We start from the raw sequence: 17,895 nt of genomic DNA, 5'->3' as shown, positions 1-17,895 counted from the left end.
TTATATTTTAAAGATACGACAGAATGCTTTCTTTTATTTTAGGTATACAAGTCGTATCATTTTCATTATTTTTTATCATGTTATAATATGATGATACCATTTTTTAAATGAAGGGGGCACTAATATGTCTGAAAAACAAGAATTAGCCACATTTGCAGGAGGCTGCTTCTGGTGTATGGTTAAACCTTTTGATGAACAGCCGGGCATTATCAAAGTTGAATCAGGGTATACTGGCGGACATACAGTGAATCCGACCTATGAGGAAGTATGTACAAATACAACGGGACATAGAGAGGCGGTTCAAATTACGTTTGATCCTGACGTGTTCCCGTATGAGAAGTTGCTAGAACTGTATTGGCAGCAAATAGACCCAACGGACGATGGCGGGCAATTTGGTGATAGAGGAGAATCTTACCGTACTGGTATTTATGTTCATCATGACGAGCAGCGAAAGCTAGCGGAAGCATCGAAAGAGCAGCTGAGCCAAAGCGGCATTTTCAAAAAGCCAATCGTGACAGAAATTTTAGATGCAGGTCCTTTTTATCCAGCAGAGGAATATCATCAGCATTATTATAAGAAAAACAAAATGCACTACGAACGATATCATGTCGGTTCGGGCAGAGCAGGTTTTATTGAGTCACATTGGAGTGATAAATAATGGCAAACGAAAAAGAAAAGCGTATAAAAGAATTAAACCGAATGCAGTATGAAGTCACGCAAAATAATGGCACAGAGCCGCCATTTCAAAATGAATTTTGGGATCATAAAGAAGAAGGTATTTATGTGGATATCATTTCAGGAAAGCCGCTGTTTTCTTCTTTAGATAAGTTTGATGCCCACTGCGGCTGGCCAAGTTTTACAAAACCGCTTGAAGAGGAAGAAGTAGCAGAGAAGGTTGATACGAGCCATGGAATGGTGCGGACAGAGGTTCGCAGCAAAACAGCTGATTCTCATCTTGGCCATGTTTTTCCTGATGGACCAGGGCCAAACGGTCTTCGGTATTGTATTAACTCAGCCGCTTTGAAGTTTATCCCAAAGGATGATCTTGAAAAAGAAGGTTACGGGGATTTGAAACATCTATTTGATTGATCTATTTAAAAATCGTCACATGGAAAGCATTTGCTTCCGTGTGACGATTTTTTATTTTTTATGATGTGTATGATGTAATTGTTCGATGATGGTGAACAGCTTTTCTTTTGTAATGAGCGGTGCTTCTTTTGATGTGTAATTCGTTAAATCGACTTTTTGAAAGGCAGGGTGCAAATGTGGTCTCGGTAAAATGGCATAAAATTGTTCATGTTCAAAGAGTGCATCTGCTTCGTGCGGGAATGTGAGCTCCTCGTGAAGCTTTTCGCCAGGTCTTTTTCCGACAACGAGAATATCCGGAGATTTAGCATTGATTTGGGCGGCATATTCATGAAATGCTTTTAAGAGATCGGCAAGCTGTAAGGACTCCATCTTGAGAATGAAGGTTTCGCCGCCTTTCATCATGATTGCTGCTTGAAGTGTGAGGGAAACAGCTTCTTCAATGGACATAAAAAAACGTGTCATATGAGGATCAGTCACGGTCAAAGGTTTTTCATTTAATAGCTGCTGGAGCATGATCGGAATGACGGAACCTCTAGATCCAAGCACATTGCCAAAGCGTACAGAGCAAAACTTGGTTTTTTGATTCGGAATACTTTCGTTTGCTTGGAAAAATAGTTTTTCTGAAATCAATTTTGTTGCACCCATGGCATTAGTCGGAGAAACTGCTTTGTCAGTTGAAATGTTGACAACATGACTCACTTCATGTTCGAGGGCGGCTTCAATGACGTGCTGCCCGCCGATGATATTCGTTTGAACGGCTTCGAACGGATTATCTTCACAAGTGGGTACTTGTTTTAAGGCCGCTGCATGAAAAATGATATCGACACCTTTGACGAGCTGTCTCACGCGGCTTGCATCCCGGACATCTCCTAAAGCGAATACGACCTCTGGATGATCTGTGTACTCATTTTTCATCATGTATTGTTTGCTGTCATCTTTACTGAAGACGATTACCTTTTTTGGAGAGCAGCTTGTTAATTTATTCACGATTTGCCGGCCGATGGATCCTGTTCCGCCTGTAACTAATATCGTTTTGTCACGAAAAAAGGTCTTCAAAGTCGTTTCTATCTGATTGGACATATCTAATCCCCCAACTCTCATTTCTCTACTTTGCATCATATGTGAAAGAGCGGCATCCGTTTGAGGAAAAGAACCACTTCATGTATAAATTAGGTGAACAAATTATAACCATCTGCTTACCGTCTTAATAGAATATGGAGAGATAAGAGATTAACTAGAAAAACGAGAGACCTGAATACTTCAGTACTGCGATCAGCTCGGTCAGAGAAGAAAATGGTAAGGGAGCTGTGCGCGAGGGGAGAAGAGAAGACATGTATAGGGGAAATCGTATTTTAGCCATGATACCTGCATTTAGAAGTACCGACGGCCAGCATGATGAACATATACGCATATTGGCAGAGCGGCCGCTTATCTATTGGACCATTCAGCCGCTTTTGCAAATGATTGAGTTAGATGAAGTCATCGTCTCCTCAGAGGATGTCAATACGCAAATCATTTCATCTCACTACGGAGCAAATGTGATTGAACTGCCAAGTACACATGTAACAGAACAAACGCCGTCGCTGTTAGCTGTGAAGCATGCGCTTGCTTATTTAGAGCGGGAGGGGAAAACCTTTGATATTGTGCTATTTCTGCAGCCATCGTCTCCTCTAAGACAGCCGGCAGATATCGAGAAGTGCTTGCAGCTTTTAGTGGAGGGGGGATATGACTGCACCGCATCTTTTACAGAGGCGTTAGAAAACCCAAATGAAACTTGGACACTGCATGAAAACAATGAAGCTACTTTATATAAGGACAATCATTACTTTTTCATGCCAAAACATGAGCAGCCATATACGTATGGCCGGCTAAATGGTGCGGTATATGCTTTTCATGCTCATTATGTCAAAGAATGCATTCATTCCTTTTTAGAAGGATCTGTCGGAGCATATATGATGGATCACACGCGGTCGCTTGTGGTGAAACAGGAGGCGGACCGGAAAAAGGCAGAGCACGTCTTATTGGCTCGCCGAGATGCAGAAGATCATGCATAAGCTGACCTTCAACAAGAAAAAGCGCCCAGTTATAGGGCGCTTTTTACGATTTCATAAAGCCTTTGCGGCATCGTATCAAATGTATTCCAGCGAACGGCTTGCTCGTAGTTGTTCAGTGCGGCCGCCTTTCTTTCACCTGCATTTGACCCATAGTAATCCACCTGTTTGATCAAATCGTCCTCATCTTTGTAAAAAGCAAAGCTTGAAAAAGTAGGCGGCGGATGTAGATCCGTCAATTGAAAACTTCCAGTTGCAGCAATGTCAAATGCTCTGTTATTGAGGCTCATATTTTGAATCATGGCTTTATTTTTGTTATATACAAATTGAGACGGCCTATGCGGATTCAGGACAATCGCTGTCTGCTGATAGATGTCCGCCATTTGCTGAGGACTCAGCCAATTCGTTATAAGGGTGAAATCACGATAATGTCTGCGTGATTTATTTAAGTGACGGTGCCATTCCTTACCTGCAACGAGAATACGCCATTTGTTTTGCTTTAAGAGTGTATCGATGGCCTTAATGCGGTTGGGATAAGGGTAGCCAATGAGTGCAATGTCAAACGTGCACATCTCATCTGGCGATTCATTTTTCTGAAAAACACGTGTATTTGTCGGAATGGGAAAGTAGTGTGTATTTTCGGCGCCTAATTGTTTGTAAAATGGCAAAATCCCTTCATCAATCGTTAAGATAAGCTGAGCATCACGTGCGCAAGCAGCTGATACATCTGCATAAAAGGGATCTTCTGTCATCCACAGAACGATCGGGATTTTTTCTTGTTTGAATTGATGAAGTACATCTTTCGGAACATGATCACCGATCATCATCAAAACAAAATCCGGAGAAAATGTCCGGATTTTGTGCATGTTAGTGGGTAGAGATTCTCTATCAATCTTTACACATGAAAAGGGGGAATCAATGAAGCTTTCTTCTACCCATTGATCAAACATGTGATAGATTCCGCCGTAGCCAGAACTGATATAAAGAAGCTTCATGATGACCCTCTCACATTAAGATGTGAATGTAACACTTTCAACTTTATCTACATCTAAAAGAGTCGTTGCTGAGCCGGTAGGTGTGACAGAGCTTTCTTGTGTAACAAATACAACACCTGTTGAAGCATCGAATGATACAAATTGAACTGGCCCAATTAAATCTCCTGAGTCAGTGACAATACTAATGACTGTTCCTGGTGCGAGTCTTGCAAAGATCCATCTTGCTGGCTGAGATACATCGAGTGTTGTAGCAGAATCTGAAGGTGATGCCTCAGCTGCCACTTCACTTAATAAATCGTTCAATTTCTCTTCCACTTGAACTCCTCCTTCTTCGAGATTAGCTGTTAATGCATGAGTAATTGGTTTGAAAAACACTTTCAATAGTTCTTTTTTTAATTCAGCACGCTTTTCGCTCATTTTTTCCCCATCCTTTCTTCATCAATTCAAACTCACCCCTATGTATATGCCGTTCATTTTTTTTGGCATAAGCAGAACGCTGATTCCTGATTCTTTTTTTCAATTAATCACTTCACACATTTTTAAAAATGTTTTCAAATGCTGAGGCTAAATGAAGTGGCGCTCATACTCTAGTAAAGATTAAATGTGAAGAGAGAGGGATTATGAATGGAATTTGAACAATTATTAGATGGTTGGAACGAAGAATTACTAGAGTCGGAAGGAGTGCTTGAAGTCATCTTGATTTTACTTCTTCTTCGCCTTTTAGAAGAAAGTGAGGAAGAGAATGTGTCAGACATCAAAGAATTACTTCGTCCATGGCTTGAGCTTGGCATTCCAGTGCCGCGTGTTCATTTGGTCAATGGAGATGTACTTCAAAACGTGGTTGTCGTGCAATTGTTTGATACGGTCGCGGTCTTTAAAAACGCGACAAATCAGCTAAGAGTGAGTGTTCCTTTTGTGAACATTGTCAGCTGGGGGGCATTTTAAACTAATCAAAAAGGATAATGATCATGAAAGTATCGGTGATTTTAACAAGCTACAATAAACCAGATTTCATTGATCGTGTGTTAAAGAGTATGGTAGAACAAACGTATCCGCATTGGGAGCTTTTGATTATGGATGATGGCTCAGAACAGGGCACCATTCAAAAGATCCAGCCCTATTTGAGTGATGAACGTATTCAGCTGTATTCGCACACGGTTCATCCGGCAAAACGGCTGTTAACCGCACGATATGCGACGCTTATTAATGAAGCATTAACCCGTATAACAGGTGAGCTCATTTGTTATTTAACCGATGATACCGTGTACCATAAAGATCGTTTGCTTAAAATGGTGGATGTTTTTCAGTCGAAGCCTCATATAGATATTGTGTATTCCTCGCAGCGGGTCGTGCATGTGAATCAGCATTTAGTGGAAACGATGAGTTTTGTTCGAGAAGCAGATCAAATCTTAGGGCATGCGTCCTTTCAAGTGGACCATTGTTCGGTCATGCACAGAAGCCGCTTGCTTCCACTGATTTATGAAAAATACGGACAATATTGGGATGATGAGCCAAAGCACTGGCATCATGCAGATTCTGTTTTTTGGATGAGGCTGAATCATTTCGCTTCGTTTTTTCCATTAAAAGCTGTACTGGATACAACGTATAAAACGCCCCATTCCTTTCATCATCAGTTTTCGAGTATGCCGTATGATTTAATTGACGGAACGATCATTGAAAAAGAAGGGGATTATTATCAAATCGCAGACGGGAAACTTCATGCAATTGAAAAGCGCTGGATCAATGAAAAGAACAGGCGTGCGATCCGTGTTCCGCTATTATGTGAGATGAAATATGAAATAAAAGAGAAGCTGGCAGTACCCAATTATACAGTCGTCACCGCAGATCAGGGGAAAACGTTCTTTTATATTGAAAAACAGAAAAAAAGAAGGTTTGCTTCAAAACGTGACGTGCAATATTTTCAGTTTCACCCAAAGGAGATCTATACGATTTCAAATGACCAGCTTCAGGCATTTGAGGATGGCGATATCATCAAAGTTTCTCCTGTATTCAGTCCGCCAAACAGGCGGCTGTTTAAATGGAAACAAGATGTTTATTTACTTGTGCATCATGCCTTTTGCCGTATTGATCCTGAGGTAGTGAAGCGGTTTGCTTTTTATCATCAGCCGATTAAGCTGTACCCGTCCCAATTTACGTTATTTCAGGAAGGAAAGTCGATTGTTCCGCTGTATAGGGAATCGCTGCAAGAATTCGATATGTCTCTTTATCAGACATCCGGGCGAAAGCACTCCTCATAAGAGGGGTGCTTTTTAAAATTTTTGCAGGAAGTAGAAAGGAAAAAGCGAAACATGAAAAAGACAGGGAACCATTTAGAAATGATCAAGCCGCTGAAAACTCGGCAATTGATGCCGGTTTTTTGGCACTGAAAGTGAGGGGGAAAGAATGGGGAAAGTTGTCGAAAGAGCAGATTGGTTTGAATTAATTTTAGAAGCCATCGATGAAGCCATTCACGTTGTAGATGATCAAGGGATGACGATTTTTTACAATCATAATGCCGCTAAGTTTGACTGTTTACAAAAAGAAGAGGTGATTGGCAAGTACATCCTTGATGTGTATCCCTCTTTAACTGAAAAAACAAGTACGCTTATGCATGTGTTGAGAACAGGAAAGCCCATTTATCATTCGCTGCAAACCTATTTGAATAAAAACGGAGAAAAAATTGAAACAGTGAACACGACATTGCCTATTATTGAAGATAACGAGTTAATAGGTGCGGTCGAAGTCGCAAAAGATGTATCCAAGCTGTCAGCCCTTTCCAATCGTTTAGATCAAAAAAAGCGAACATATGACGTGGCTGGGGTAGAACAAATGCATGATTTTGCTTCATTTTTAACAAATGATCCGCTTTTAAAAGAAATGCTTGAAAGGGCAAAAAAAGCAGCTGCTTATCCGTCATCAGTTGTTGTCTACGGAGAAACTGGGACAGGAAAAGAAGTGCTTGTTCAAGCCATTGTCCATGAATCTGACCGAAAAAACCAAGTGTTTATTCCGCAAAACTGCGCAGCACTCCCAGAAACATTACTTGAAAGTCTATTGTTTGGATCTGTCAAAGGGAGCTATACGGGCGCAATTGATCGCAAGGGACTTTTCGAATTAGCTGATGGGGGCACGCTTTTTCTTGATGAGCTCCAAGCGATGCCGCTCACGCTTCAGACGAAATTATTACGTGTGTTAGAGGATGGCGTTGTCCGCCGCATCGGTGATGCAAAGTCCATTCAAGTGGATGTTCGGCTCATTACTGCGCTCAATATGGACCCATTTGAAGCAGTGAAAAAGCAAATTTTAAGAGAAGATTTATTTTATAGACTGCATGTGTCATCTTTTCATATTCCGCCGCTTCGTGAGAGAAAGCAAGATATCACGCTGCTATCCCGCCACTTCATTCAAACCTATCATCAGCAGTTTTCAAAAAACGTCACACGCCTTTCTGAAGAAACGGAACGATTGTTTATGGCGCACCACTGGCCTGGGAATGTTAGAGAATTAAAACATACGATAGAGCATGCCGTGTTGATGATGCCAAAGGAAGCGGAAGAGATCACCCCTCTATACCTTCCGGCTCATTTACGTGAGCAAAAGCTGGAAAGGGAAACATCTGAATCCTCCTTAAAAAATCAAGTGTCTTCATTTGAACAAACATTGATTCAAGAAGCTTTACATCAGCATAATGGGAATATTAAAAAAACCGCCGCCGCCTTAAAAATCCCTCGACAAACGCTGCAATATAAACTGAAGAAATATGCAGATGCCGAAATCTAGGCACAGCATCCAATTGAATATGACGGGTAAAGCTCCTTTTGTAAAGAATAGGGGCATTTTCCCATGTTGGCACATAACTTGCATAGTATAAAGTGAATGCTGATAGGGGGAATGGATATGAATCAGAAATTGTATGAACCGGCACGTCACTGGAAGGACATTGAGCTATGGAAGGATGTACCTGAGGAAAAGTGGAACGACTGGATTTGGCAGCTGACGCATACCGTGAAAACGCTTGAGGATTTAGAAAAAATCGTAAACTTAACAGAAGAGGAACGAGAAGGGGTGAAGATTTCCACCAAAACCATTCCACTCAACATTACACCCTACTATGCCTCACTGATGAATCCAGACGATCCAAGATGTCCAATACGTATGCAATCTGTGCCAATTGCAGAAGAGCTTCATAAAACAAAATATGATCTGGAAGACCCGCTGCATGAAGATGAGGACTCACCTGTCCCGGGGCTCACACACAGGTATCCAGATCGCGTGCTGTTTCTTGTGACAAATCAGTGCTCGATGTACTGCCGCTATTGTACGAGAAGACGTTTTTCCGGTCAGATTGGTATGGGTGTGCCGAAAAAGCAGTTAGATGCTGCCATTGGATATATTAGAGAAACACCTGAGGTGCGGGACGTGTTAATTTCTGGCGGAGATGGGCTGTTAATCAATGATCAAGTGCTTGAATACATTTTGAAAAACTTACGTGACATTCCGCACGTTGAGATCATTCGGATTGGAACCCGCGCGCCGGTTGTCTTTCCGCAGCGTATAACAGATGAGCTGTGCGAGATATTGAAAAAATATCACCCAGTTTGGCTGAATACTCACTTCAACACAAGTATTGAAATTACAAAAGAAGCAAAAGAAGCGTGCGAACGTCTTGTGAATGCCGGTGTCCCTGTAGGGAATCAGGCCGTCATCCTTGCAGGTATTAACGACAGTGTGCCGATTATGAAGAAGCTGATGCACGACCTTGTGAAGATTCGGGTCAGACCATATTATATTTATCAATGTGATTTATCTGAGGGCATTGGCCACTTTAGAACGCCGGTATCAAAAGGGCTTGAAATCATCGAAGGCTTAAGAGGACATACGAGTGGTTATGCAGTGCCAAGCTTTGTGGTAGATGCGCCAGGAGGCGGAGGGAAAATTGCCTTACAGCCAAATTATTTATTATCGCAAAGCCCTGACAAAGTCGTCCTTCGTAACTTTGAAGGTGTCATCACCTCTTATCCAGAACCAGAGCATTACGTCGCAGGCCAGGCAGATGCGTATTTCAATGAAATTTATGAAGAAAAACAAGAACCGGCAATTGGTATTACCGCACTATTTGAGGATGAAGCAAGATCGTTTACGCCTGTGAATTTAAATCGAATGAAACGTAGAGAAGCATATGAGACAAATCCTGAGCATGACACACTCAAAAACAAACGTGAAAAACGGGATGAATTAAAAGAGAAGAAATATCAAGCGCAGCTCAAAAAAGAACAAACCGTGAAGGAGGAGAAATAGCCTTGTTGACATGTGATTGGTGTGAGGAAAACAAAGCAAATGCTGAGCAGACAACAGTCTATTGGGAACTGATCACGGGCACACAATCAATTGAAATCATCGAAACGCCGTCCATCTCCTGCAAGCACTGCGGTATGACTTATCAAAAGGATGAGACGGTCAAAGAGATTGAAGATCAATTAATTTTAGTGGACCAGACAAAACTTCCAGAAAAAATCTCCTATGAAGAATTAATGAGCATGGAGCGGTTATTAAAGCGAAATTACTTTGACTTTTCTTCATAAGTTGTACCTCCGCCTATACAAGTCATCAAATTGCTGTATAATATAACAACAAAATAGTGTGTCGCGGAGGGAAAAACAGGTGAAGTCGTTTTACCATTATTTAATGAAGTTCAGACATCCAAAACCGAAAGATGAAATCAGCCATTTTGCAAATGCTGCGTATGAGGATCACAGCTTTCCTAAAGCTTCCACAGATTATCATGAGCTGTGTGCTTATTTAGAATTAAATGGTGATTATTTAAGCTCAATGACAACATTTGACGAAGCGTTTGAGCAATACGAAGTAGAAGTCAAAAAAAAATAACACACAACCGCTTGTTCCATATGGGAGAAGCGGTTTTTTTATAAGAAATAAAATGGCGTTTTGCATGGTGTGGTTGCCCATGCAGAATTCCTTGCGCCGGCATACGATACGTTAAGACCAAAAGTCGGGCAAGGGGGAGACAGAATGAAGGCGAAAGCACCAAAATATCAAGTAGGGGATATTGTCGTCGTTGTCATGTACGGCACAGTCGGAACGATTACAAAAGTCCATCAAATTGACCAGCACTATTTATATGAGGTCAATCATAATGAGGTGCTTTATTTTGAAACATCACTTCAGCTTTACGATGAGTATAGCGGGGTGATTGTCGATACAGAAAAGCTGGACATTGAATATGAGTTCCTCATTGGCGATGTTGTATATGTAAAAGATTACGGAAAAGAGCTATTTAAAATCATCGGTCATCGGACCGAAATTTGGCGCTACCTTGAAGATGGCTGGGAGGATGTCATTTACGAACTTACGAGGCTGAAAGACGGAGAGTGGCTGGAAACAGAAGAGGAAGATTTAACGCTTGTCCTAAGGAAATATGAGATGGATCAGTTTGTTCATCAGCTTCTTTTTGTGCATTACGTCGGAGAAACCTCAAAAGAGTTAGAAGAAGATATGGTTCAAACGGCTCTATTGCAGCTAGAAGAGAAACAAGAAAGCGAAGCTTCACTTGAATTTCTCGCTGTATCTATAGTGGATGAGCTTCTTGATATTTATAACGATTATAAAATTCTCTACGAATTTTTCAAAGATCCAGAATATAAGGATATGATGGATTTTATTTTGGAAAGTTTACACGAACATTTTGGTTAAAGAAAGACTTGTCCTAACACGAATAAAAAATAAGGCACACAGAAAAATGCAATCACATAAAACCATCCCCTCAAGATACGGCCCATCACCTGATCAAATGTTTCTCCATCTAATATGCTTAACCATTTCATTCTTTCAAGCCCCTTTTCTTTTTGTTTACTGCATTTATATGTATGGAATGAGCCATTATGACAAACTGTAATAAAAAACAGCCGGCGTTCATACATCATAAAAAAGGAGGCGGAATGCAATGAAAGAAGCAGATTTGGTGATTGATACAGAGGAAATTGCGGAGTTCTTCTACATGGAGCTGATCAAAAGAGGGTACATACCTGCTGAGCTTGAAACATTTGAGCTGGCTGACATTACATTTGAATATATGCTGAAAAAAGCAATGATAGTTGAAGAAGAGGCGTGGTAGGCACTATACTTTGAAGAGATTCTGAAGAGAGGGAGGGGAATCCTTCGCGTGTACATCCTATTTCTTTTCATTTTATTTGGCGCCATTGCTGCGCTCATGGTGTCTGGGGCTTGTCAAGATTTGGACAACCAGATCATCTTATGGTTTGAAAGCATCAGACGCCCTTTTTTAAATGATGTCATGCTGACTTTGACGGACTTTGGCATCAGCGCGCTGCTCGTTCCAATCATGCTCATTTTTAGTGTGGTATTGTTTATGTATAAGCGCTACTACTCTATCATGATGCTTTTTCTATTATATCTCACAGAAAAAACAATCAATCATGAATTAAAGGGGCTGTTTGCTAGAGAGCGTCCGGCCTTTGATCACCTTGTAGGTGAAACGTATTACAGCTTTCCGAGTGGACATTCGATGAATGCAGCCACCATCTATCCTTTTATGGCTTATCTATTAGTTGAGATGATTCCATGGCTGAAAAAACGACAGAAAATCGTCTATTTAATCACAGGGCTAGGCGTCCTAGTCATCGGCATCAGCCGGATGTATATTGGCGTGCATTATTTGACAGATGTCGCTGGAGGCTTTGCGATAGGGCTCGCTTTATTTCTCATTTGTAAAAAGATTGACGAAAGATTGCCTGTCATTCGACAAAAATAGAAGAAGGAAATTGACAGATCCCAGCCAATTTTATATAAAAGGGGAGGGATTTGAATGCAATTGACGTTGAGATTTTTTCAAAAGAAACCTTCAGCATTTCACTTAACCATTTATCAAACACCTGAATATGGTGCTGCAAGTGGGCATCAGCCTGTGTACCGGACAAAGATTGGCGGCAGAACACACCTTGATGTACTGGAAAAAGCATTCTCGACATTTAATGTACATGATACAGTCCCTAATGATTACAATGCGCGGTTTATCACAACTGGCGATATTGTTGTGATTGATGATAGAAAAAAGGGGAAGTGCTATTATCAGCTCTCTCCGGCAGGATGGAAACGCAGTGAACGACTAATGACGATAGGCTAAATAGATGATGAATGATGCCAGCTTGAGATCCAGCTGGTATTTTCTTTTTTAAGCTCTATCGTTTATAATAAATAGGATAAAATACATAGTAAACGTAAGTGGAGGCTAAAAAATGAGTGTACATATTGGAGCAGAAAAAGGACAAATTGCAGAAACGGTATTGCTGCCAGGCGATCCGCTTCGTGCGAAATATATTGCAGATACATATTTAGAAGATGTTGAGTGCTATAACGAAGTGCGTGGAATGTATGGCTATACTGGAACCTATAAAGGAAAGCGTGTTTCTGTACAGGGCACTGGGATGGGCGTACCATCTATTTCAATTTATGTGAATGAACTCATTCAAAGCTATGATGTTCAAAACTTAATTCGCGTTGGATCTTGCGGGGCTATCAAAAGGGATGTCAATGTACGTGACGTCATTTTAGCGCAGACATCATCAACAGATTCACAGATGAACCGTGTGGCATTTGGACCGATTGATTATGCGCCATGCGCTGATTTTGGTCTGCTTAAGAAAGCATATGACACAGCGGAAGCAAAAAATGTCGCTGTACGTGTCGGAAATGTATTTACAGCAGACCAATTTTATAATGAAAAACCACTTGAGCTCATGGCTCAATATGGTATCCTAGCGATCGAAATGGAGACAACCGCTCTTTATTCTCTTGCAGCAAAATTTGATCGAAAAGCGTTATCCATTTTGACAGTGAGTGATCATGTTCTAACAGGAGAAGAAACAACGGCTGAAGAGCGTCAAACAACGTTTGATGAAATGATCTTAATTGCGCTAGACTCCGTTTTATAATAGTATAAAGGGTGTGCTACTACGTAGCGCATCTTTATTTTTTAGAAGAGCAAAAGGAAGGTATGTCATGAAGAAAAGCTACAAAATACTCTCAATCGCATCGATTCTTGGTTTGACAGCCGCACTATCAGGCTGCCAGTTGCTGGATCAAAAAAGCGGTACATCTGAATCAAACAAAACAAACGAACAAAAAAACGCAGCAAGTTCATCTCCCCAGCACAACTCAAACGATACGGCAGATTCATCGAATCAAGAGCTGACGTTAAAGAGTGAATATTTCAATGACATCAAGGTTGTGAGTGGTCTAAAAACCATTCAAAATCCTGAAAATGTGCTAGCACTTGTCAACAAAGATTATGCATTGCCAGGAACCTATAAACCTTCTGATCTCGTTGTGCCAAAAGTAGAATTCTCTTTTTCGGAAGATATTGAAAAGCGATATATTCGCAAAGAAGCAGCGGAAGCGCTTGAGAAGTTATTCAAAGGTGCAAAAAAGGAAAACTTCGAGCTTGCTGCAGTATCTGGCTATCGCTCCTATGACCGTCAAAAAGTCATTTTTGATAGTGAGGTCAAATTAAAAGGCAAAGAAAAAGCACAAGAAGCAGTCGCTTTACCAGGGGAAAGTGAACATCAAACAGGTCTTGCCATGGACATTTCCTCAAAAAGTGCCGGCTTTGAGATCTCTGAAAAGTTTGGTGAAACACCAGATGGCAAATGGGTGGCTAAAAACGCCTATAAATATGGCTTTATCATCCGTTATCCAAAAGGAAAAGAAGACATTACGAAATACGAATATGAGCCGTGGCATTTGCGATATGTGGGAAAAGAAGCCGCAAAAGCGATGCATGATCACGATTTAACATTTGAAGAATACATGAACAAAGTAAAGAAAATCTAAACAAGTAAAAGGCCTCCCAGCTATTCGGGAGGCCTTCTCTTATTCTTCTTTTAAAAAAAGAACAATCCTGCTAGTGCGAAGCCGGTAATGAACCCGAGGCCGATGCCATACGCTGCACCCCAGCCATAATATCCGCCCCAATAGCCAAAGCCAAAGCCCCCGCGAGACCCGCCGACTGGACGAATATAAACTTTGCGGTTTGTCACACGCTCAATGCGTCCGACATGTACTCTACCATTTCGATCAGTGATTCTAGCGACTTTCCCCATGTGCTGCTGACAAAGCTTGTAGTAGCGCTCCATGTTTTTCCTCCTTATGACAAACTCTTTTCACTCTTATCCTATGCGAGAGACCTCATAGAGTTTGGACAAAACATATAGGGGATTCGCTCATTTTATACAGTGCATTCAAATAGAATGTGACTTAGCTGCTTGCGGTGTGCTTGAATGAGATCGTAGTGTGTTTGCAGCGTCTCGTAAAGAGAAGGCGGTATGTGTTCAGATAATTCCATTTCTGTTGGTTCCTCCTGTACCATATGTTCATCGAATGAGAGAATCTGAATGTCACGGAAGCCTGCTGCTGTTAACTGCTCCTTCCATTCTTCAAGCGACAAGAGCGAGTGAAAGCCGTAAAAATCTCGAACAACGGCCATCTCTTCACGTGTAAGAGGGGCTTTTAACACAGCTTCATTTGCAATCAACTGACTGTCAGGACCAAGGACGCGTTTGATCTCAGTAAGTGCAACAGGCAGCTTGGTAAAGCTTAAAACAGATTCACTGATGAGTAGAGAGAACGCTTGATCTGGAAAGGGCAGCTGCTCAATGGATGCCTCTAAGGCGCGGGTTGGCAGTTCCTCCCGCTTGAATCGCAGGTTCGCCTTTTCAATCATCAATGGATGCGTATCAATGGCCTCCACCTGATAACCTATATTTCCTAAATAGGCGGCCGTCTGTCCTGTACCGCATCCGGCATCCAGTATACGTGCATGAGGCGGCAGTTTTATATGCTCAATCATCGTTTTTGTTAACTCAATTCCGCCAGGGTGGGCACCTGATACGCCAAAATAGGCAAGCATTTCTACATAATCACTCATATCATCCCTTCTTTCCTTATCCTGTTCCTCTCTAAAGATTATGCAATAAAGGAGCAAATGGCTTATCTTTTCAAGTAGAAGTTGATCCTTTGGTTGACGGATGAAGCATCGTCCTTGATAATAATGAAAGGAGATAAAGGTGGTGTTTTTTTGAAAAAACAAATGAAGTTCGTGGTAGCCATTCTGGTGACTGCTGCACTGTCCTCTGCGATTACATTTGTGATCACAAAACAAGTTGCTGTCAGCGTCTCTGGAGACGAGAAGTTTAGTAAACTCATGGCTGCGTATACGAAGGTAAAGGATGAGTATTACGAAAAAACGGATGATCAAAAACTAGTAGATGGTGCGATCCAAGGAATGATTGCATCACTTGATGATCCATACTCTACATATATGGATCAGGAGGAAGCCGAAGGATTTAACAACACCATTTCTTCATCATTTGAAGGAATTGGTGCACAAGTAGAAGAGAAGGATGGACAAATTTTAATTGTCGCACCGATTAAAGGCTCTCCTGCTGAAAAAGCTGGTTTGAAACCTCATGATCATATTTTAAAAGTGGATGGAAAAAGCACCAAAGGCATGTCGGTCAATAAAGCAGTCTCTCTCATCAGAGGACAAAAAGGAACGGATGTCCAGCTGCATCTCAACCGTCAAGGAGTGGGCAATGTAGATGTGACCATCACAAGAGACACGATTCCGCTTGAAACAGTGTATGCCAAACTCACAAAAGACAAAATAGGAGAAATCCAAATTACGTCCTTTGCTGAAACTACATCGAAAGAGCTGGATAAAGCGATTGATGACCTCGAGAAAAAAGGGGCAAAAGGTTTTGTCATTGACCTAAGAGATAATCCAGGCGGCATTATGACAGAAGCCATTGAAATGAGCAATGACTTTATCGATAAAGGGAAAGTCATTATGCAAGTTGAAGAAAAAGGGAAGAAACAAGTGTACAAGGCTGAAAAAGAACGCAAAGTCCATCAGCCGGCAGTTGTTCTTGTAAATGGCGGCTCAGCCAGCGCTGCTGAAATCATGGCGGCGGCTCTGCATCAGTCTTCAGGCATTCAAATTGTGGGTGAAAAGACGTTCGGCAAAGGAACTGTCCAAAATGCGCAAAACTATAATGACGGTTCTAGTGTCAAGTTAACCATTGCAAAATGGCTGACTCCAGACGGTTCTTGGATTCACAAAAAAGGAATCGAACCACAGGTCAAAGCAGCTCTTCCAAGTTATGCAAAGCTGCCGTACTTAAGCCCGAAAAAATCGTATGAGCTAAATGACAATGGAGATGAAGTCAAAGCGGCTCAAAAAATGTTCCAAGCGCTCGGCTACAAAGCAAAAGCAAACGGTGAGTACGATCAAGCATTCCAGACTATCGTCAAAAGCTTCCAAACAGACAACGATTTAAAGGCAGACGGTATTTTGACTGGAGATACAACGACCGTTCTGATGACAAAGATCCAAGATAAGTTAAAGAACAACGATACACAAATGAAAAAAGCCATTGAAGTCTTGAAAAAAGAAATGAAATAAAGAAAAAGCAGTCCTCATCAGGGGACTGCTTTAAGTTTGTATAAAAACATTATGCTGAACAGGTTCTTTCCATGTCTAGTTTGCTTCCTTTTAAAATTCATGGCAATGAAAGTAAGTATACTTTCTTTTTTGATCCATGTAACGCTGTTAGGTGTTACTATTTGTATGGAAAAAGACTGTTTTAAACTTGACAAAAAAATGTGATTATGCTATAATTTACTTTCTTATTTTTAGAATATATAATAGGATTCTTCTGGCCAGGAGAATCCTATTTTTTTGTTCTAAAATAAAGGAGTGTGTTTGTATGAAGAAAGATGAGTCCAGTGTCACTTCGTTAATATCAGCTTTTGCTAGATCCTATCATAGTCAATTTGATACGCCTAAAATCTTTAATGATTATATAGCTAAAGAATTAATTTCTGAAAAAGAATTCAATGACATCAAAGAAAATATGGTTCAAGGCATACATTTCTTCAACAAAGATATCGCACAAAAATTCGAAGGAAATACAGAAGAAATATTAAAATGGATTACACAAGTCCAGCTGTCTCCAATAACCTTATCACGTGCTGCGTATTGCGAAAAAGTATTGCTTCATGAGGTAGCGTTAGGATTAAGACAATATGTCATACTTGGCGCTGGATTAGATACTTTTAGCTTCCGACATTCAGAATTGGAAAACAGCTTAGAAATATTTGAAATTGATCATCCTACTACACAGGAATTTAAAAAGCAAAGATTGGACGAGGCTAACTTAAAAATCCCAAGTAATCTTCATTTTGTTTCTATGGACTTCACCAAAAATTTGTCCTATCAAAACCTAATAGGTCAAGGATTTGATAACAAAAAGACGTTCTTTAGTCTTCTGGGTGTTTCTTACTATTTAACGAAAGAGGAAGTTTCAAGCTTAATAGATTATCTATTCACCAAGGTTCCATCAGGAAGTTCAATCGTTTTTGATTATGCAGATGAAAAACTATTCGAAGAAAAAGGAACCTCTAATAGAGTTGAAAATATGGTGAAAATGGCTTCAATAGGCGGAGAACCGATGAAATCATGTTTTTCGTACTTTGAAATCGAAAAGGTGTTAGAGAAATCAGATTTACTCATTTATGAACATTTATCACCTGAAAAAATTAATAAACTGTATTTTAACAATAGAGAAGATTACCTATCAGCTTTTGAGACCATTCATTACATTCATGCCGTAAAAAAATAAAACTCCAGCATGTACATTGGAATTGTGTTATACAAAAAATCTTGT

At 40.7% G+C, this 17,895-nt stretch carries 23 protein-coding genes; 17 read left to right on the top strand and 6 right to left on the bottom strand.

Going from position 1 to position 17,895, the window contains the following annotated elements:
- Positions 1-124: 124 nt before the first annotated feature.
- Positions 125-658 (top strand): peptide-methionine (S)-S-oxide reductase MsrA, encoded by a 534-nt coding sequence (gene msrA / locus NSQ72_RS09615; protein ID WP_024422720.1) that lies wholly within the window; start codon positions 125-127, stop codon positions 656-658.
- The gene (gene msrB, locus NSQ72_RS09610; protein WP_024422719.1) at positions 658-1,089 is read left to right on the top strand and encodes a peptide-methionine (R)-S-oxide reductase MsrB; all 432 of its coding nucleotides are present in this window, start codon (positions 658-660) and stop codon (positions 1,087-1,089) included. Before msrA ends, msrB begins: the two co-directional genes overlap by 1 nt.
- A gap of 51 nt (positions 1,090-1,140) precedes the next feature.
- Here msrB and NSQ72_RS09605 read toward each other — a convergent pair whose 3' ends face one another.
- Entirely contained in the window at positions 1,141-2,169 is a 1,029-nt protein-coding gene (locus tag NSQ72_RS09605; RefSeq protein ID WP_144464554.1) for an SDR family NAD(P)-dependent oxidoreductase, read from the bottom strand.
- 251 nt (positions 2,170-2,420) lie between these two features.
- On the opposite strand from NSQ72_RS09605, the gene NSQ72_RS09600 reads away from it, so the two are divergent.
- Positions 2,421-3,143, top strand: a complete 723-nt coding sequence (locus NSQ72_RS09600; protein ID WP_064497486.1) for an acylneuraminate cytidylyltransferase family protein — start codon at positions 2,421-2,423, stop codon at positions 3,141-3,143.
- A 29-nt stretch (positions 3,144-3,172) separates the two neighbouring features.
- On the opposite strand, the gene NSQ72_RS09595 is transcribed toward NSQ72_RS09600, so the two are convergent.
- Positions 3,173-4,135 carry a CgeB family protein gene (locus NSQ72_RS09595; protein WP_058838904.1) on the bottom strand — a complete coding sequence of 321 codons (963 nt, stop codon included), beginning with the start codon at positions 4,133-4,135 and terminating at the stop codon, positions 3,173-3,175.
- 15 nt (positions 4,136-4,150) lie between these two features.
- The gene (locus NSQ72_RS09590; protein WP_039179354.1) at positions 4,151-4,552 is read right to left on the bottom strand and encodes a hypothetical protein; all 402 of its coding nucleotides are present in this window, start codon (positions 4,550-4,552) and stop codon (positions 4,151-4,153) included.
- A 207-nt stretch (positions 4,553-4,759) separates the two neighbouring features.
- Here NSQ72_RS09590 and cgeC point away from each other — a divergent pair, with 207 nt between their 5' ends.
- From cgeC to NSQ72_RS09555, 7 genes are all read left to right on the top strand, one after another.
- A complete protein-coding gene (gene cgeC / locus NSQ72_RS09585) occupies positions 4,760-5,080 on the top strand; it encodes a spore maturation protein CgeC (protein WP_041085753.1) in 321 nt (106 codons plus the stop codon).
- A 17-nt stretch (positions 5,081-5,097) separates the two neighbouring features.
- Positions 5,098-6,393 (top strand): glycosyltransferase family 2 protein, encoded by a 1,296-nt coding sequence (locus NSQ72_RS09580; RefSeq protein ID WP_341083929.1) that lies wholly within the window; start codon positions 5,098-5,100, stop codon positions 6,391-6,393.
- 145 nt (positions 6,394-6,538) lie between these two features.
- Positions 6,539-7,915 (top strand): sigma-54 interaction domain-containing protein, encoded by a 1,377-nt coding sequence (locus NSQ72_RS09575; protein ID WP_059377808.1) that lies wholly within the window; start codon positions 6,539-6,541, stop codon positions 7,913-7,915.
- Between the two features lie 117 nt (positions 7,916-8,032).
- Positions 8,033-9,433 carry a lysine 2,3-aminomutase gene (gene ablA / locus NSQ72_RS09570; protein WP_341083927.1) on the top strand — a complete coding sequence of 467 codons (1,401 nt, stop codon included), beginning with the start codon at positions 8,033-8,035 and terminating at the stop codon, positions 9,431-9,433.
- Positions 9,434-9,435: 2 nt separating this feature from the next.
- Entirely contained in the window at positions 9,436-9,717 is a 282-nt protein-coding gene (locus NSQ72_RS09565; RefSeq protein ID WP_039179340.1) for a YokU family protein, read from the top strand.
- A 79-nt stretch (positions 9,718-9,796) separates the two neighbouring features.
- Complete coding sequence (locus tag NSQ72_RS09560; RefSeq protein WP_024422709.1) at positions 9,797-10,021, top strand: YozE family protein; 225 nt, start codon at positions 9,797-9,799, stop codon at positions 10,019-10,021.
- A gap of 144 nt (positions 10,022-10,165) precedes the next feature.
- Positions 10,166-10,846: a hypothetical protein gene (locus tag NSQ72_RS09555; RefSeq protein WP_039179337.1), complete on the top strand. Its 681-nt coding sequence runs from the start codon at positions 10,166-10,168 to the stop codon at positions 10,844-10,846.
- Here the strand turns inward: NSQ72_RS09555 and NSQ72_RS09550 are convergent.
- Positions 10,843-10,977: a hypothetical protein gene (locus NSQ72_RS09550; protein ID WP_255290989.1), complete on the bottom strand. Its 135-nt coding sequence runs from the start codon at positions 10,975-10,977 to the stop codon at positions 10,843-10,845. The genes NSQ72_RS09555 and NSQ72_RS09550 overlap by 4 nt on opposite strands.
- 119 nt (positions 10,978-11,096) lie before the next feature.
- On the opposite strand from NSQ72_RS09550, the gene NSQ72_RS09545 reads away from it, so the two are divergent.
- The 5 genes from NSQ72_RS09545 (at position 11,097) to NSQ72_RS09525 (ending at position 14,002) form a co-directional block, all read left to right on the top strand.
- Complete coding sequence (locus NSQ72_RS09545) at positions 11,097-11,267, top strand: YozD family protein (protein ID WP_064497481.1); 171 nt, start codon at positions 11,097-11,099, stop codon at positions 11,265-11,267.
- A gap of 48 nt (positions 11,268-11,315) precedes the next feature.
- Positions 11,316-11,924, top strand: a complete 609-nt coding sequence (locus tag NSQ72_RS09540) for a phosphatase PAP2 family protein (RefSeq protein ID WP_341083925.1) — start codon at positions 11,316-11,318, stop codon at positions 11,922-11,924.
- 54 nt (positions 11,925-11,978) lie between these two features.
- Positions 11,979-12,296: a hypothetical protein gene (locus NSQ72_RS09535; protein WP_039179333.1), complete on the top strand. Its 318-nt coding sequence runs from the start codon at positions 11,979-11,981 to the stop codon at positions 12,294-12,296.
- Between the two features lie 112 nt (positions 12,297-12,408).
- Complete coding sequence (gene deoD / locus NSQ72_RS09530; RefSeq protein WP_012010274.1) at positions 12,409-13,104, top strand: purine-nucleoside phosphorylase; 696 nt, start codon at positions 12,409-12,411, stop codon at positions 13,102-13,104.
- A gap of 67 nt (positions 13,105-13,171) precedes the next feature.
- Entirely contained in the window at positions 13,172-14,002 is an 831-nt protein-coding gene (locus tag NSQ72_RS09525) for a M15 family metallopeptidase (RefSeq protein WP_048239412.1), read from the top strand.
- 50 nt (positions 14,003-14,052) lie between these two features.
- On the opposite strand, the gene NSQ72_RS09520 is transcribed toward NSQ72_RS09525, so the two are convergent.
- Together NSQ72_RS09520 and NSQ72_RS09515 are read right to left on the bottom strand one after the other, a co-directional pair.
- Entirely contained in the window at positions 14,053-14,304 is a 252-nt protein-coding gene (locus NSQ72_RS09520) for a hypothetical protein (RefSeq protein WP_024422704.1), read from the bottom strand.
- A gap of 92 nt (positions 14,305-14,396) precedes the next feature.
- Positions 14,397-15,095, bottom strand: a complete 699-nt coding sequence (locus tag NSQ72_RS09515; RefSeq protein WP_341083923.1) for a class I SAM-dependent methyltransferase — start codon at positions 15,093-15,095, stop codon at positions 14,397-14,399.
- Positions 15,096-15,245: 150 nt separating this feature from the next.
- Here NSQ72_RS09515 and NSQ72_RS09510 point away from each other — a divergent pair, with 150 nt between their 5' ends.
- Positions 15,246-16,631 carry a S41 family peptidase gene (locus tag NSQ72_RS09510; protein WP_341083922.1) on the top strand — a complete coding sequence of 462 codons (1,386 nt, stop codon included), beginning with the start codon at positions 15,246-15,248 and terminating at the stop codon, positions 16,629-16,631.
- A 304-nt stretch (positions 16,632-16,935) separates the two neighbouring features.
- Complete coding sequence (locus tag NSQ72_RS09505) at positions 16,936-17,850, top strand: class I SAM-dependent methyltransferase (protein WP_047203286.1); 915 nt, start codon at positions 16,936-16,938, stop codon at positions 17,848-17,850.
- Positions 17,851-17,895 lie beyond the last annotated feature (45 nt).

The sequence above is a fragment of the Bacillus sp. FSL R5-0659 genome, from assembly GCF_038008785.1.
GTDB classification, from domain to species: domain Bacteria; phylum Bacillota; class Bacilli; order Bacillales; family Bacillaceae; genus Bacillus; species Bacillus safensis.
The sequence above is the reverse complement of the archived record's forward strand: the minus strand, read 5'-3'. Positions and strand labels throughout refer to the sequence as shown.

What these genes read in the sequence shown, in the direction of transcription:
- msrB (WP_024422719.1), top strand. Translation starts at nt 658, where the DNA reads ATGGCAAACGAAAAAGAAAAGCGTATAAAAGAATTAAACCGAATGCAG.
- NSQ72_RS09580 (WP_341083929.1), top strand. Translation starts at nt 5,098, where the DNA reads ATGATCATGAAAGTATCGGTGATTTTAACAAGCTACAATAAACCAGAT.
- NSQ72_RS09600 (WP_064497486.1), top strand. Translation starts at nt 2,421, where the DNA reads ATGTATAGGGGAAATCGTATTTTAGCCATGATACCTGCATTTAGAAGT.
- NSQ72_RS09535 (WP_039179333.1), top strand. Translation starts at nt 11,979, where the DNA reads ATGCAATTGACGTTGAGATTTTTTCAAAAGAAACCTTCAGCATTTCAC.
- deoD (WP_012010274.1), top strand. Translation starts at nt 12,409, where the DNA reads ATGAGTGTACATATTGGAGCAGAAAAAGGACAAATTGCAGAAACGGTA.
- cgeC (WP_041085753.1), top strand. Translation starts at nt 4,760, where the DNA reads ATGGAATTTGAACAATTATTAGATGGTTGGAACGAAGAATTACTAGAG.
- NSQ72_RS09525 (WP_048239412.1), top strand. Translation starts at nt 13,172, where the DNA reads ATGAAGAAAAGCTACAAAATACTCTCAATCGCATCGATTCTTGGTTTG.
- NSQ72_RS09545 (WP_064497481.1), top strand. Translation starts at nt 11,097, where the DNA reads ATGAAAGAAGCAGATTTGGTGATTGATACAGAGGAAATTGCGGAGTTC.
- NSQ72_RS09575 (WP_059377808.1), top strand. Translation starts at nt 6,539, where the DNA reads ATGGGGAAAGTTGTCGAAAGAGCAGATTGGTTTGAATTAATTTTAGAA.
- NSQ72_RS09515 (WP_341083923.1), bottom strand. Translation starts at nt 15,095, where the DNA reads ATGAGTGATTATGTAGAAATGCTTGCCTATTTTGGCGTATCAGGTGCC.
- NSQ72_RS09520 (WP_024422704.1), bottom strand. Translation starts at nt 14,304, where the DNA reads ATGGAGCGCTACTACAAGCTTTGTCAGCAGCACATGGGGAAAGTCGCT.
- NSQ72_RS09605 (WP_144464554.1), bottom strand. Translation starts at nt 2,169, where the DNA reads ATGTCCAATCAGATAGAAACGACTTTGAAGACCTTTTTTCGTGACAAA.
- NSQ72_RS09595 (WP_058838904.1), bottom strand. Translation starts at nt 4,135, where the DNA reads ATGAAGCTTCTTTATATCAGTTCTGGCTACGGCGGAATCTATCACATG.
- ablA (WP_341083927.1), top strand. Translation starts at nt 8,033, where the DNA reads ATGAATCAGAAATTGTATGAACCGGCACGTCACTGGAAGGACATTGAG.
- NSQ72_RS09550 (WP_255290989.1), bottom strand. Translation starts at nt 10,977, where the DNA reads ATGAAATGGTTAAGCATATTAGATGGAGAAACATTTGATCAGGTGATG.
- NSQ72_RS09505 (WP_047203286.1), top strand. Translation starts at nt 16,936, where the DNA reads ATGAAGAAAGATGAGTCCAGTGTCACTTCGTTAATATCAGCTTTTGCT.
- NSQ72_RS09555 (WP_039179337.1), top strand. Translation starts at nt 10,166, where the DNA reads ATGAAGGCGAAAGCACCAAAATATCAAGTAGGGGATATTGTCGTCGTT.
- msrA (WP_024422720.1), top strand. Translation starts at nt 125, where the DNA reads ATGTCTGAAAAACAAGAATTAGCCACATTTGCAGGAGGCTGCTTCTGG.
- NSQ72_RS09590 (WP_039179354.1), bottom strand. Translation starts at nt 4,552, where the DNA reads ATGAGCGAAAAGCGTGCTGAATTAAAAAAAGAACTATTGAAAGTGTTT.